The sequence below is a fragment of the Streptomyces phaeochromogenes genome (assembly GCF_001418655.1).
In the GTDB taxonomy this organism is placed as follows: domain Bacteria; phylum Actinomycetota; class Actinomycetes; order Streptomycetales; family Streptomycetaceae; genus Streptomyces; species Streptomyces phaeochromogenes.
This window is the reverse complement of record NZ_LIQZ01000078.1, coordinates 1-13,434: the sequence shown is the minus strand read 5'-3', so window position 1 is coordinate 13,434 and position 13,434 is coordinate 1. Positions and strand designations below refer to the sequence as shown.

Annotated in this window: 11 protein-coding genes; 7 read left to right on the top strand and 4 right to left on the bottom strand. The window is 70.6% G+C overall.

Annotation, left to right across the window (positions count from 1 at the left end; translation table 11 throughout):
* From AOK17_RS51585 to ptsP, 3 genes are all read left to right on the top strand, one after another.
* A partial coding sequence (locus AOK17_RS51585) for a hypothetical protein (RefSeq protein WP_206190732.1) occupies positions 1-208 on the top strand: 208 nt, incomplete at its 5' end.
* Positions 209-450: 242 nt separating this feature from the next.
* A complete protein-coding gene (locus AOK17_RS11495) occupies positions 451-900 on the top strand; it encodes a PTS sugar transporter subunit IIA (protein WP_055612301.1) in 450 nt (149 codons plus the stop codon).
* A 77-nt stretch (positions 901-977) separates the two neighbouring features.
* On the top strand, positions 978-2,648 hold the full coding sequence (ptsP, locus tag AOK17_RS11490) for a phosphoenolpyruvate--protein phosphotransferase (RefSeq protein WP_055612300.1): 1,671 nt from the start codon (positions 978-980) through the stop codon (positions 2,646-2,648).
* 64 nt (positions 2,649-2,712) lie between these two features.
* On the opposite strand, the gene AOK17_RS11485 is transcribed toward ptsP, so the two are convergent.
* On the bottom strand, positions 2,713-3,609 hold the full coding sequence (locus AOK17_RS11485; protein ID WP_055612299.1) for a hypothetical protein: 897 nt from the start codon (positions 3,607-3,609) through the stop codon (positions 2,713-2,715).
* A gap of 113 nt (positions 3,610-3,722) precedes the next feature.
* A complete protein-coding gene (locus tag AOK17_RS11480) occupies positions 3,723-5,690 on the bottom strand; it encodes an acetoacetate--CoA ligase (RefSeq protein WP_055612298.1) in 1,968 nt (655 codons plus the stop codon).
* Between the two features lie 213 nt (positions 5,691-5,903).
* On the opposite strand from AOK17_RS11480, the gene AOK17_RS11475 reads away from it, so the two are divergent.
* On the top strand, positions 5,904-8,270 hold the full coding sequence (locus AOK17_RS11475) for a glycoside hydrolase family 31 protein (protein ID WP_055612297.1): 2,367 nt from the start codon (positions 5,904-5,906) through the stop codon (positions 8,268-8,270).
* Between the two features lie 83 nt (positions 8,271-8,353).
* Here the strand turns inward: AOK17_RS11475 and AOK17_RS11470 are convergent, their stop codons facing one another.
* A complete protein-coding gene (locus AOK17_RS11470) occupies positions 8,354-8,890 on the bottom strand; it encodes an NUDIX domain-containing protein (protein WP_055612296.1) in 537 nt (178 codons plus the stop codon).
* Between the two features lie 47 nt (positions 8,891-8,937).
* Positions 8,938-9,747, bottom strand: coding sequence for a M15 family metallopeptidase (locus tag AOK17_RS11465; protein ID WP_055612295.1), 810 nt, complete (start codon positions 9,745-9,747; stop codon positions 8,938-8,940).
* 335 nt (positions 9,748-10,082) lie between these two features.
* Here AOK17_RS11465 and AOK17_RS11460 point away from each other — a divergent pair, with 335 nt between their 5' ends.
* From AOK17_RS11460 to AOK17_RS11450, 3 genes are all read left to right on the top strand, one after another.
* Positions 10,083-10,508, top strand: coding sequence for a Zn-ribbon domain-containing OB-fold protein (locus AOK17_RS11460; RefSeq protein WP_055612294.1), 426 nt, complete (start codon positions 10,083-10,085; stop codon positions 10,506-10,508).
* Entirely contained in the window at positions 10,505-11,695 is a 1,191-nt protein-coding gene (locus AOK17_RS11455; protein ID WP_055612302.1) for a lipid-transfer protein, read from the top strand. The genes AOK17_RS11460 and AOK17_RS11455 overlap by 4 nt, the downstream gene beginning before the upstream one ends.
* A 125-nt stretch (positions 11,696-11,820) precedes the next feature.
* On the top strand, positions 11,821-13,434 hold a 1,614-nt coding region (locus tag AOK17_RS11450), incomplete at its 3' end, for a GGDEF domain-containing protein (RefSeq protein WP_055612293.1).

Here is a 13,434-nt window from a genome sequence, read left to right as displayed (position 1 = left end):
TGCGGTGGACGGGGTATCAACATATCTGGCGTTGATTTTTGGCACGCTGTTGAGTTCTCAAGGAACGGACGCTTCCTTCGTACTCACCCGAGAAAATCTCTCGTGGCTTTCCTCTGGGCGCTTCCCTTCGGTGTTCCAAACTCTATCAGTGATTTTCCGTCTCTCTGACCACGGTCCTGCGGACATGCAGAACCAGACCCCGAGATAGGATCCGACAAGTTGGATGCTGCCAGGCAAGGACGCTTGGTCGCGTCACTCGGCCTCAAGCAGGTGTACGACTCTACATGCGGCCTCGGAGCGCGTGCAAATCGTTTGTGCTGTGCTCCACGTTCGCCAACCGGGTCCTCTCGTGCGGAACCGGCACTTCATATGACTTACGCTGCTGAGCAGTGCGCCGTCCAGGACAGGCAGCGACGGCCCATCTGAATCTCCGCCCCTGGGAGGCTTCCCATGACCACCGTGACGTCCCCTCTTGCAGGACGCACCATCGGACTCACAGCTGTACCTGATCCGGTCTTCTCCGGAGCCATGGTGGGCCCCGGCACCGCGATCGACCCCGTCCGGGAGGCCTCGGCGGCCGTCGCCCCCATCGACGGCGTTGTTGTCTCTCTCCACCCTCACGCCTTCGTCGTGGTCGACGACGAGGGGCACGGAGTACTGACGCACCTCGGTATCGACACCGTTCAGCTCAACGGCGAGGGCTTCGAGCTGCTCGTCAACAAGGGCGACACCGTGCAGCGCGGCCAGTCCGTGGTGCGCTGGGACCCGGCTGCGGTCGAGGCCGCCGGCAAGTCCCCCATCTGCCCCATCGTGGCACTCGAAGCCACGGCTGAGTCCCTCTCCGATGTCAGCGTCGACGGAGATGTGAAGGCCGGCGACGTTCTCTTCAGCTGGCACTGACTTCCCTGCCGTCATGAGCAGCAGGCACGACAACCATCGCGGCGGCGGGACCCGCCGCTCTATCGGAGACGGGTGACATGGAGACAACGCTGCGAGGCGTCGGCGTGAGCCACGGTGTGGCGATCGGCGAGGTTCGGCACATGGGGACGGCGGTGCTGGAGCCGCCTGCCAAGCAGATACCGACGGAGGACGCGGAGCGCGAACAGGGGCGCGCCCGCAAGGCCGTCGAAGCCGTTGCGGCCGACCTGATGGCGCGCGGCAATCTGGCGGGCGGCGAAGCCCAGGCTGTTCTCGAGGCCCAGGCCATGATGGCCCAGGACCCGGAGCTCATGGCCGATGTCGAGCGGCGTATCGCGGTCGGGAGCACGGCGGAGCGCGGGGTGTACGACGCGTTCGCCTCGTATCGCGCGCTGCTGGCGAATGCCGGTGAGTACCTCGCCGGTCGTGTGGCGGACCTCGACGACGTGCGGAACCGTATCGTCGCCCGGCTCCTCGGTGTGCCGATGCCGGGTGTGCCGGACAGCGACGAGCCGTACGTCCTCATCGCTCGTGACCTGGCGCCCGCCGACACCGCTCTGCTGGACCCGACGCTGGTCCTCGGTTTCGTCACCGAGGAGGGTGGGCCGACCAGCCACAGCGCGATCCTGGCTCGGGCGCTCGGTGTTCCCGCCGTGGTGGCGCTGCCGGGTGCGGGTGAGCTTGCCGAGGGCACGTTGGTCGCCGTGGACGGCAGTACCGGTGAGATCTTCGTGAATCCGAGTGCGGAGAAGAAGGCCGAGATGGAGGCCGCGGCTGCTGCGCGCAAGGCCGCGCTGGCCGCTACGACCGGGCCCGGTGCCACCTCGGACGGGCACAAGGTGCCGCTGCTGGCCAATGTCGGTGGTCCCGCGGACGTTCCCGCGGCGGTCGAGGCCGGTGCCGAGGGCGTAGGTCTGTTCCGTACCGAGTTCCTCTTCCTCGACGACAGCAAGAACGCGCCGTCCGAGGAGAAGCAGGTCGAGGCGTATCGCAAGGTGCTGGAGGCCTTCCCCGAGGGGCGGGTCGTGGTGCGGGTGCTCGACGCGGGCGCCGACAAGCCGCTCGACTTCCTGACGCCGGCCGACGAGCCGAACCCGGCGCTGGGTGTGCGCGGACTGCGCTCGCTGCTCGATCACCCCGATGTACTGCGGACGCAGCTGACGGCGCTCGCGAAGGCTTCCGAGGGGCTGCCGGTCTACCTCGACGTGATGGCGCCGATGGTCGCGGACCGTGCCGACGCCAAGGCGTTCGCCGACGCGTGCCGTGAGGCGGGGCTGCAGGCGAAGTTCGGTGCCATGGTCGAGATTCCGTCGGCCGCTCTGCGGGCGCGGTCGATCCTGCAGGAGGTCGAGTTCCTGTCGCTGGGGACCAACGACCTCGCGCAGTACACCTTCGCCGCCGACCGCCAGGTGGGTGCCGTGTCCCGGCTGCAGGATCCGTGGCAGCCCGCGCTGCTCGACCTGGTCGCGCTGTCCGCCGAGGCGGCCAAGGCCGAGGGCAAGAGCTGTGGTGTCTGCGGCGAGGCCGCTTCGGACCCGCTGCTCGCGTGTGTGCTGACCGGTCTGGGTGTCACCTCGCTCTCCATGGGTGCCGCGTCGATTCCTTATGTACGCGCGACGCTGGCCAAGTACACGCTGGCGCAGTGCGAGCGTGCGGCAGCGGCAGCGCGTGCCTGCGACAGCGCCGAGGAGGCGCGCACGGCGGCCCAGGCGGTGCTGTCCGGCGAGTAGTCGCCGGTGCCGTGCACCGTGGTCGAGAGGCGCTCCGCCTGAGGGTGGGGCGCCCCTCGTGTGTTCAGTGCGTGTGCCGTGTCGTAGGCCCGTCCTCTCCCAGGTCCGGTGGTGCGCAGTAGTCGACGCCCGACTCCGGGGAGACGAGGTCGCCGGATTCGACGTCGGTGCAGTAGGCGTCGAAGACCTCGCCTGCGGTGAGTGGTTCCAGGCCTTCGCCGCGCAGGCGCCAGCCGTAGACACGGTCGGTCGAGTCGGGGGTGCCGGCGCGCATGACCAGGCCACCGGGGCTCTGGGTCGCGATGCCCAGTGCGAGGACGGTGGTGAACTCGAGTGCCTCGGCCTCGTCCAGGTGGGGTGTTCCGTACTGGTCGTCGTCGGCACGGAGGACCGCTACGAGTGTTTCGGGCTCCGTGGAGACGCTGCACACGAGGTGGCGTTCGCCCGGGCCCGAGGCGTCGAGGATGCGGACGAGCAGGTCGGAGGCGCGCACGAAGGCGACTCGGCCGATGTCCTCGCCGCAGGACGCGCAGGTGCCGATGCGGGACAGCAGCGTCGTCGCGTACTCCCAAGTGGCCTGGCGGACGGCTTCGTCGATGAGGTTCGGGACGAGGTGGTCGAGGGGCTGGCCCTCGTACGGAACGGTCGCGCCCGTCGCGGCGAGTTCCGCGGTGAAGCGGGTGCGGCTGGACGGTGTGTCGGGTTCCAGGCCGTGCTCGGCGCAGAATTCCGCGTACTCCTCGGGGTCGAAGAGTGCCACCGTGGTGTGGCCGCCCTGGGAGGCGAGGGTTCGGAGCAGGGCTTCCACCTGCTGGAGATAGCTCGCGTGGCTGTCGAAGGTGAAGGTGCGGTAGCGCCGCCGCATCGCGGTGAAGTCCTGCTCGTCGGTCAACAGCCCGATGGTTCCGGCGATTTCGCGGCGCAGGACGCGTCGCATGGTCTGGTGCTGGGTGTGTGCCATTTTTCCCCCTGCGTGCAGTCGATCAATGCTCACTCACAGTAACCGGCAGCACTGACAACGTCCCTCGGACGTGGGGGGAGCACGCCCGAGGCGACGCTGAATTACGGGGTTGGTCAGGCGCGCTTGCGGGCCAGTTCCTCGTAGAAGCCGAGCAGGTCGAGGTTGTCGATGGAGCCGGGGTTGACCGCCTTCTCCAAGGGGGTGCCCTGGAGGAGGCGTTTGACCGGGACCTCGATGCGCTTGCCGGTGAGGGTGTGCGGGACTCCGGGTACCTCGATGACCTCGTCGGGGATGTGGCGAGGTGAGAGTTGCTCGCGGATCGTCTGCTTGATGCGGCTCAGGAGGGCGTCGTCGAGCACGGCTCCTGGAGCGAGGTGGACGAAGAGGGGCATCCAGTAGCCGCCATCGGGCTGTTCGATGCCGATGACGAGGGACTCGCGGATCTCGGGGAGCCGCTCGACGGCTTCGTAGATGTCGGCCGAACCCATGCGGACGCCCTGGCGGTTGAGGGTGGAGTCGGAGCGGCCGTGGATGACGACGGAGCCGCGTGAGGTGAGGGTGATCCAGTCGCCGTGGCGCCACACTCCGGGGTACGTGTCGAAGTAGCTGTCGTGGTAGCGGCTGCCGTCGGGGTCGTTCCAGAAGCGGATGGGCATGGACGGCATGGGGTTGGTGACGACGAGTTCGCCGACCTCGTCGATGAGGGGTTCGCCGCTCGGGTCCCAGGACTGGAGGTCGGTGCCGAGGCCGGGTGCCTGGAGTTCGCCGACGTAGACCGGGAGGGTGGGGACGGCTCCGGCGAAGCAGGAGCACACGTCGGTGCCGCCGCTGACCGAGGCGATCCACAGGTCGTCGCGCACCTCGTCGTGCAGCCAGCGGAATCCGTCGGGCGGCAGGGGCGAGCCGGTGGTGGCGACGCACTGGACGCGGGAGAGGTCGAAGTCGCGGGAGGGGTGGACGCCGGCCTTCCGGCAGGCCATGACGTATGCCGCCGACGTGCCGAAGAGGGTGGCGCCGGTGCGTTCGGCGATGCGCCACTGGGCGGCTGTGTCCGGGAAGCCGGGGCTGCCGTCGTACAGGACGATCGTCGTGCCCGTCAGGAGGCCGGAGACGAGGAAGTTCCACATCATCCAGCCGGTGGACGTGTACCAGAAGAAGCGGTCCTCGGGGCCCAGGTCGCAGTGGAGGCCGAGCTGTTTGAGGTGCTCGACGAGGATGCCGCCCTGGGACTGGACGATGGCCTTGGGGAGGCCGGTCGTGCCGGAGGAGTAGAGCACCCACAGGGGGTGGTCGAAAGGGACCTCTTCGTAGACGGGCGTTACGTCGGCCGATGTGAGGGCCGACCATTCCAGGGCACCCTCGGGGGCCTCGGTGCCGAGCAGCGGGATGTGGACGACGGCGCGCAGGGTGGGCAGTTCGCGGCGCAGTTCGGCGACGGTGTCGCGGCGGTCGTGCTCCTTGCCGCCGTAGCGGTAGCCGTCGACGGTGAACAGTACGACGGGTTCGACCTGCTGGAAGCGGTCGAGGACGCTGCGGGCGCCGAAGTCGGGGGCGCAGGACGTCCAGACGCCGCCGACGGCAGCGGTGGCGAGGAGGGCGACCACGGCCTGGGGCACGTTCGGGAGGTAGCCGCTGACGCGGTCCCCCGGGCGTACGCCGAGGGCTCGGAGTTCGGCGGCCAGGGAGCCGACCTGGCGGCGCAGTTCGGACCAGCTGACCGGGGTCGGTTCGTGGGTTTCGTCGACATGAAGGAGGGCCGGTTCGTCCGCTCGGGTGTCGGCCGCTCGCAGGGCGTGCTCGGCGTAGTTGAGGGTGGCTCCGGGGAACCACTGTGCGCCCGGCATCGAGCGGTCGCCCAGCACGCGCGCGTAGGGGGTCGAAAACCGTACGTCGAACCACTCGGTGACGGCTTTCCAGAACGTGGCCAGTTCGTCCACGGACCAGCGGTGCAGAGCGGCGTAGCCACCCTCGGCGGGGGCTCCGTGGTGTTCGGCCGCCCAGGCCTGGAATCGGGTGATCTGTGCCTGGGCGATGCGGCCCGGGTCGGGTTGCCAGAGCGGCGAGGGGTTCGCTGAGGTCATGGGGCGGCTCCCGGACTGTGCGCGTCGTGTGCGTGTACCGCGCACGGGCTGGGGTGTGCGCGTCACGCGGCTCCCACGGACGATGCCATGTGATCGACTTCCGCACCAGGGCGGGCCCCACATAGTCCGGCTCGTGAAGATGTGGTCCTGCCACGGGTGAACGGAAGTTGAACGACTCACTCATCGGCCGTTTCGAGTGGCAGGCTGAGCAGCATGGACGGTCGTGACCTGGTGCGTTCGATGAAGGCGGTCGGTTCGGTGGGATCGGCCCAGGGGCTGCGTACCGTGCGGGCCGCGTGGCGGAGGAGGCGTGCCGACGCCTCGGGGCTGCCGCCGCGGGGCGCCGAACGTGCGCGGGTTCCCGGGCCCGTACTGAGCGTGGAGCCGGGTCCCGGTGGCGGGGTCGTCCGGTTCACCCGGTCGGAGCTGCGGATCACCGTCACGACCGGCGGAGCCGTCTTCTGGGGCTGGGACGGGGCGGGCCCGGAGCCGTCGTACGCGCTCGCGGGCCCCTCTCCCGAACCGGACCCCCGGGCCCTGCTGGAGCCGGACAAGGACGGCGCGTGGCGGGTCGTGTCGGAGCGGATGACCGTCGTGGTCTCGCGGCACGGCGCCGTGGAGGTGCGTACGCCGGGTGGGGTGACCCTACGGCGGGATCTGCCGCCGCGGTGGTGGGAGCCGGTGGGCGGTGGGCAGGCGCGCTGGATGCAGCGGTCCGAAGTGGCCGCGGACGCGCGGTTCTTCGGACTGGGCGGGCGCGCGTCGGGGCCCCGGCTGCGCGACGGAACGTATCGGCTGTGGAACACCGATCCGGGGCACGCTTTCGGGCCCGGCGACGATCCGCTGTACATCACCATGCCGGTGCAGATGGTGGTGGCCGACGCGGCCACCCACCTGGTGTTCCACGACAACACGTGGGACGGCGGTGTGACGCTGCGCGAGGGCGAGGAGGGTGCCGGGTCCGGGCACGACCGGGCCGGGTCGAGCGAACTCCGGATGGACGGCGGGCCGCTGCGCTGCTGGGTGATGGTGGGCAACCCCGCGCGCGTGCTGCACGCCTGGGCGTCCCTGACCGGAGCCGCCGCGCTGCCGCCGGCCTGGGCCCTGGGGCACCATCACGCGCGGTGGGGCTTCGGGAGCGAGGAGGAGGTGCGGCGGATCGTGGGCGGCTATCACGAGCGTGGGCTGCCGCTGGAGGCCGTGCACCTCGACATCGACCACTTCGACGCGCATCAGGTGTTCACGGTCGACCGGGACCGCTTCCCGAAGCTGCCGGTGCTCGCCGAGGAACTGCGCCGGGACGGGATCCGGCTGGTGTCGATCGTGGATCCGGCGGTGAAGGCCGAGCCCGGTAGCACCGTGTACGACAGCGGGTCCGCCGAGGAGGCCTTCGTGCGGGATGCCGCCGGGCAGCCGGTGCGTGGTGTGGTCTGGCCGGGTGAGGTGGTCTATCCGGACTTCACGCGCGCGGGTACGCGCCGGTGGTGGGGCGGTCTCTACAAGGAGCGGCTCTCCCAGGGGTTCGCGGGTTTCTGGCACGACATGAACGAGCCGGTGTCGTTCGCCGCCTTCGGGGAGTCGACGCTGCCCCGTTCGGCGCGGCACGACCTGGAGGGTCGCGGCGGTGACCATCGTGAGGCGCACAACGTGTACGCGCTCGGCATGGCGCAAGCCGGCTACGAGGGCTTGCGCGAACTGGCGCCCCAGGAGCGGCCGTTCCTGTTCTCGCGCTCCGGGTGGGCCGGAATGCAGCGCTACGGAGGGACCTGGTCCGGGGACGTGGCCACGGGGTGGCCCGGTCTGCGGGCGTCCCTGTCGCTGGTGATGGGCCTCGGGTTGTGCGGTGTGCCGTATTCGGGTCCCGATGTGGGCGGCTTCGACGGGAGCCCCTCCCCCGAGCTGTATCTGCGGTGGTTCCAGTTGGGGGCGTACCTGCCCCTGTTCCGTACGCACGCGAGTCTGCGGGCGGGGCGCAGGGAGCCGTGGGAGTTCGGTGAGGACGTTCTCGGGCACGCGCGCGTGGCGCTCGTCGAACGGCGGCGGCTGCTGCCGTACTTCATGACGCTGGCGCATCTGGCCCGTCGTACGGGTGCGCCCTATGTGCGGCCGGTGTGGTGGGGCGCGCCGGAGGACAGGGCGCTGCGGGACTGTGAGGACGCGTTCCTGCTCGGTGACTGTCTTCTGGTGGCGCCGGTGCTGGACCCGGGCGCCGATCGGCGTGCGGTGCAGCTGCCGCGGGGGCGCTGGTACGACACGGTGACCGAGGAGGCGTACGAAGGGCCCGCGCAGGTGCTGATCGACGCCCCCTTGTCGCGGATTCCGGTCCTGGCCCGTGCGGGGGCGGTCCTGCCGGTGCGTGGTGAGGACGGCGGTCTGGAGCTGGAGGTGTGGGCGCCCGCCCGCGGACGGACCGGGGGCGGGCTGGTGGTGGCGGACTCGGGCGACGGCTGGGACGAGCCGGAGATCGAGCGCTATGTGACGCGTCGTAAGGGGAAGCGGGTGATCGTCGAGCGGTACGGGGAGGACGGCCGCAGTGAGCCGTCACTGCCCGTTCGTATGCGGGGGCTGGGAGCGTTGTGACACGCCCCTGAAGGGGGCCCACAGTCCCCGGCGGGGTCACGCCCGAGTCGGGCGTGGCCCCGCCGGGGACGCGTGACGAACTCTCAGACGTACCGGCCCTCGAACCACGCCTTCGCCGCCCGGGTATGCAGCGGGAAGGCGAGTTCGGTCGCTCTGCGGAGCAGTTGCCAGCCCTCGGTCTCGTCGGTCGCGACGGACGGGGGCAGATCGGCCACCGGACGCTCCGGCAGTGCTCCGAAGAGCAGCAGGTGCCCGTCGGGGGAGCTCAGGGCGTCGACGAGCCGTACGTCGCGGCCGGCCGCGGCGATGCCCGTCTCCTCCTTGAGCTCACGGACGACGGCCTGCCGCCAGTCCTCCCGTTGGTCGATGAACCCTCCGGGCAGGGCGATACCCCCGCGCGCGGGAGCGATGGTCCGGGTGATGACGACCAGGGCCGCACCCTTGGTGTCGTACACGGGTTGCAGGGCCACCGCGACCGGAATCGGGTTGCGGTAGGCCACGGTGCGGCAGGAGGAGCAGGTACGGGGCCAGCCGGAAACGCCCTCTCCGTAGGGCGTGCCGCAGCTCGAACAGTGGGAGTCCGGCGCGGAGTTGGCGGACGGGATCTGGGTTGGAGACACGCCCGGGACTGTATCCGATCATCACAAGGACGGCTGCGCGGGCCGCCTCAGTGAGACTGGATGAGGGACTTCGTCGACACCGGGAAGTCGAAATAGGTGTCGGGGTACAGCTCGGGCTTGTAGGTGAAGTGCCACCATTCCTCGGCCAGGTTCACGAAACCGAGGCCTTCGAGGGTGTCCTTCAGGAGCAGCCTGTTGGCGCGCTGCTGTCCCTGGATGCGCGGGTCGAGGGTGTGCGACAGGGTGTCGAAGCAGTCGTAACCGGTGCCCATGTCCACGGAGTTGTCCGGGAAACGCTCGCCCTGGGGTGCGAAGCAGGGCACGAGGGGCTCTCCGGGGATGTACGGGCGAGTCGGCAGCGCCGGGAGCTTCACGATGGTGAGGTCCATGGTCGAGCCGCGGCTGTGGCCGGACTTCTCCGCGATGTAACCGTCCTCGAACAGACGGGTCTTGTCGACGTTCGGGTAGAACTCGGCCTTCATGGCCTGGTCTTCGAGGTCCTTGGCCCAGCGGACGAAGTGGTCCACGGACCGCTGGGGCCGGTAGCAGTCGTACACCTTCAGCGTGTAGCCCTGCCCGAGCAGTCGCTGCTGGGCCTGGTGGAGGGCTTCGGCGGCGGGCCTGGTGAGGATGCAGAGGGGCTGCCGGTAGCCGTCGATGCGCTCGCCCACGAAGTTGTGCGGGGTGAAGTAGCGGATCTCCTGGATGATCGTGGGGTCCACGGATCTCAGGGCCACGAAGTCGGCGGGGGCCTTCGGCTCGGTCGTGGCGCGTGCCGTCGCGGAGGCCGCGGTGACGGCCAGCAGGGCGGCGAGGACGGTGACGAGGCTGCGTACCGCCATGGAGAGTCGTGTCATGTTCCCTGCATCTATCAGGTGCAGGTTCCCCGGGGGAAGAGATCGGATACAGTCCGCGCCCGATCGGGTGAGCGGGTACGGCCGGGGCGGAAGGCGACTCGCATGGCTCAGGAATGAGGGACGGCCGGAACCACCCCCGTGGGCCCCGGCCGTCCCTACCGATACTCCGACGCTCAGGAGGCCTGATCGGTTCTCCTGTGACGACCCGTCTTGTACTTCGTGAGGCACTCCGACGCCCTGCCCAATCGACGGCGCCCGTGGCACACTTCTGACGTTCCGTCAGATCCAGTGGGATCCAGTGTCGTGGAGGGATCTTGTCGCGCACCCGTACACCCGTGGTCACCGGCTGGTTCACCGGCGAGGGAGAGGAGTTCCGGCTCCTCGGCACGCGCTGTTCGGCCTGCACGTCGGTGTTCTTCCCCCGTGAGGACGCCTTCTGCCGCAATCCGGGTTGCCCCGGCGGCGATCTGGAGGAAATCCCACTGTCCCGTCGCGGCCGAGTGTGGTCGTACACGGACAGCCGGTACCGGCCGCCCTCACCGTATGTGTCCGACCCGGAACTCGAATGGCAGCCGTACGCGTTGATCGCTGTGGAACTGGAATCCGAACGGCTCGTGGTGCTCGGACAGACCGTTCCCGGGGTCACCGTCGCCGACCTGACGGTGGGTATGGAGGTGGAGGTCGTCCCGGGCGTGCTGAACGAGGACGCGGAGACGACCTGGACGACGTGGCACTGGCGGCCGACGGGGGTGACGGCATGACGGGTGAAGTGGCGGTGCTCGGCGCGGGCATGCACCCCTGGGGCAAGTGGGGGCGCGGCTTCGTGGAGTACGGGACGGTGGCCGCGCGCGCGGCGCTCGCCGATGCGGGGGTCGACTGGCGGGACGTCGGCTCGATCGTCGGCGCGGACACGGTCCGTGGCGGATACCCGGGGTATGTGGCAGGGGCGACGTTCGCCAAGGCACTGGGCTGGCAGGGCGCCCGGGTCGCGAGCGTGTACGCGGCGTGCGCGTCGGGGGCACAGGCCGTCAACACCGCGCGGGCGCAGATCCTTTCGGGCCTCGCGGACGTGGTCCTGGTGGTCGGCGCGGACGCCGCGCCGAAGGGGTTCTTCCGGCCTGCGGGCGGGGACCGGGCCGACGATCCGGACTGGCTGCGGTTCCGGGTCCTGGGGGCGACGAATCCGACGTACTTCGGGCTGTACGCGCGGCGGCGGATGGCCGTCCACGGGGACACGCTGGAGGACTTCGCGCAGGTCAAGGTGAAGAACGCGGCTCTGGGGGCGCTGAATCCCAACGCCCGCTACCGCAAACGGGTCACCGCCGAGGAGGTCGCTGCCTCGGCCGTCGTGGCCGATCCGCTGCGGCTGCTCGACATCTGCGCGACCTCTGACGGGGCGGCGGCACTCGTGCTGTCCAGCATGGAATTCGCACGCCGTCACGGGGCGGCGGACCCGGTGCGGATCCGCGCGGTGTCCACGGTGACGCCGCGCTATCCCAACACCGTGCTCGACCTTCCCGACATCGCGACGGACTCCGCGGTCGCGGCGGAGCCGGCGGCCGACACGTTCCGCTCGTCGATCGCGCGGGCCGCGTACGAGGAGGCGGGCATCGGCCCCGAGGACCTCTCGCTGGCGGAGGTCTACGACCTGTCCACGGCCCTGGAGTTGCAGTGGTACGAGGACCTGGGGCTGTGCGGCGAGGGCGAGGCGGCCAAGCTGCTGCGGGAGGGCGCGACGGCGTCGGGAGGACGAATACCGGTGAACGCCAGCGGCGGACTCGCCTCCTTCGGAGAGGCCGTTCCGGCGCAGGCCATCGCCCAGGTCTGCGAGCTCACCTGGCAGTTGCGGGGAACGGCGGGTGACCGGCAGGTCGCGGGTGCGCGGGTGGGGATCACCGCGAACCAGGGGTTGTTCGGGCACGGGTCGTCCGTGATCGCCGTCAGGTGAGGAGGCCTGGCGTGCCTGGCGTGCCCGGCACGGGTCGTTCGCACGCTGTGTGATCGGCCCGGAATCGTGCGTGAACAGCTCGTGAACTGCGCCTGGGCGTACGCGGATCGCGTCACTATGCTTCCGTGCCCTCCTGGACGGATACTGTCCGCTTCGCCTTCCAGCCGGTCGTCAATCTGACGACCGGAGGGGTCACGGCGCTGGAGATACTCGCCCGTCCGGAGTCCGGTGACATCCTCGCGCAGGCGCGCCGGGATCCCGAACTCGACGGCCGGCTGGCCGCGTTGGCGATGCGGGCGGCGGCCCGTCAGGAGACGCTGCTGCCGCTGCACGTCAACGTGTTCGCCGGAACCCTCGCCGATCTCGGAGGGCTCGCCGCGCTCCGTGACGAGGTGCGGGAGGCCGGGCGCATGCCGTGGGAGGTGACGGTCGACATCGGCCCGCCCTTCACCCACGTACCGCACCAGGCGCTCGTCGAAGCGGTGTCGGTGCTGCGGGACCAGGGCTTCCGGATCTGCGCGGACGGCATCGGTGACGGTGACGTACCCCTGCGGGTGCTCGCGGATCTCGCGCCCGACCTGGTGAAGCTGGACGCGTCCCTGCTGTCCAGGCCGGCGGTGGTGCGGGCGATGCGCACGCTGTGCGAGCAGCTCGGGGCACTGCTGTCCGTCGAGGGCGTGGAGACCGAGTCGCAGTGCGCGGCGGCGGTGTCCGCGGGCGCGCAGCTGGCACAGGGCGAGTTGTTCGCGCCTCCGGCACGGCGGCCCGCGGCGGATGTGTACGTTCCGGTCCTCCCTCCCGTGGCCGCGGCAGCGCCGCCCTACGGGCCGCCCGTACGACAGTTCGTCCGGCCTGCCGCGCTGCTGCCCGCCGGGGCGTCCGCGGGGCAGGTGCGGGCGCTGCTCACCGGGTCGCCGGACGTCTCCGGGGTGGTGCTCGTGGACGCCGCCGGGGTGCCGGTGCGGTCGGTGCACCGGTCGCGGTTCCTGCTGTCGCTGTCGGGGCGCTACGGGCACGCCCTGTACGCCGACCGGCCCGCCGCGAGGCTGGGTGACCCGCCGCGCACGGTCGGGGTCGACGCGACCGCGTGGGAGGTTCTCGACGTGGTGGCGGACGGGGCGCGGGACCGTACGTCGGACGATGTCGCGGTCGTCGACCGGCTCGGGCGGTGCGTGGGCGTCGTACGGCTGGCGGATCTCGTACGGGCGCTGGCGGAGAGCCGTGTCGAGGAGGCCGCCGCGCTCAATCCGTTGACGCGGCTGCCCGGTTCGGACGCGATCACCGGTGAGGCGGACCGGTGGATCGCGGACGGGCGGGTGTTCACGCTCAGTTGGCTGGACGTCGACGGTTTCAAGCGGGTCAACGACGGTGCGGGGTTCGCGGCCGGCGACGAGCTGATCCGGGCGGTGGGGCGGGCGCTGCAGGCAGCCGCGTCCGGGGCCACGCGCGTGGGCCACATCGGCGGTGACGACTTCCTGGTCCTGGCGGATCCGGAGTGGCTCGATCCGCTGGCCACGTCGGTGCTCGACACACCCTGGTCGGCGGGCGGGCTCGCCGTCACGCTGTCCCTCGCCACCGTGCTGTGCGCCCCTGGCAGCGTCACCGACCACCGCGAGGCCGCCGCGTGTCTGGCGCCCCTCAAGCAGGCCGCCAAGTCCCTCCGGGGGGCCAGCTGGGTGCTGGGCCGCGCGGGCCTGCCGGGCCACGAGATCCGACGGGGGTCGGGGGCGGCGCCGGCG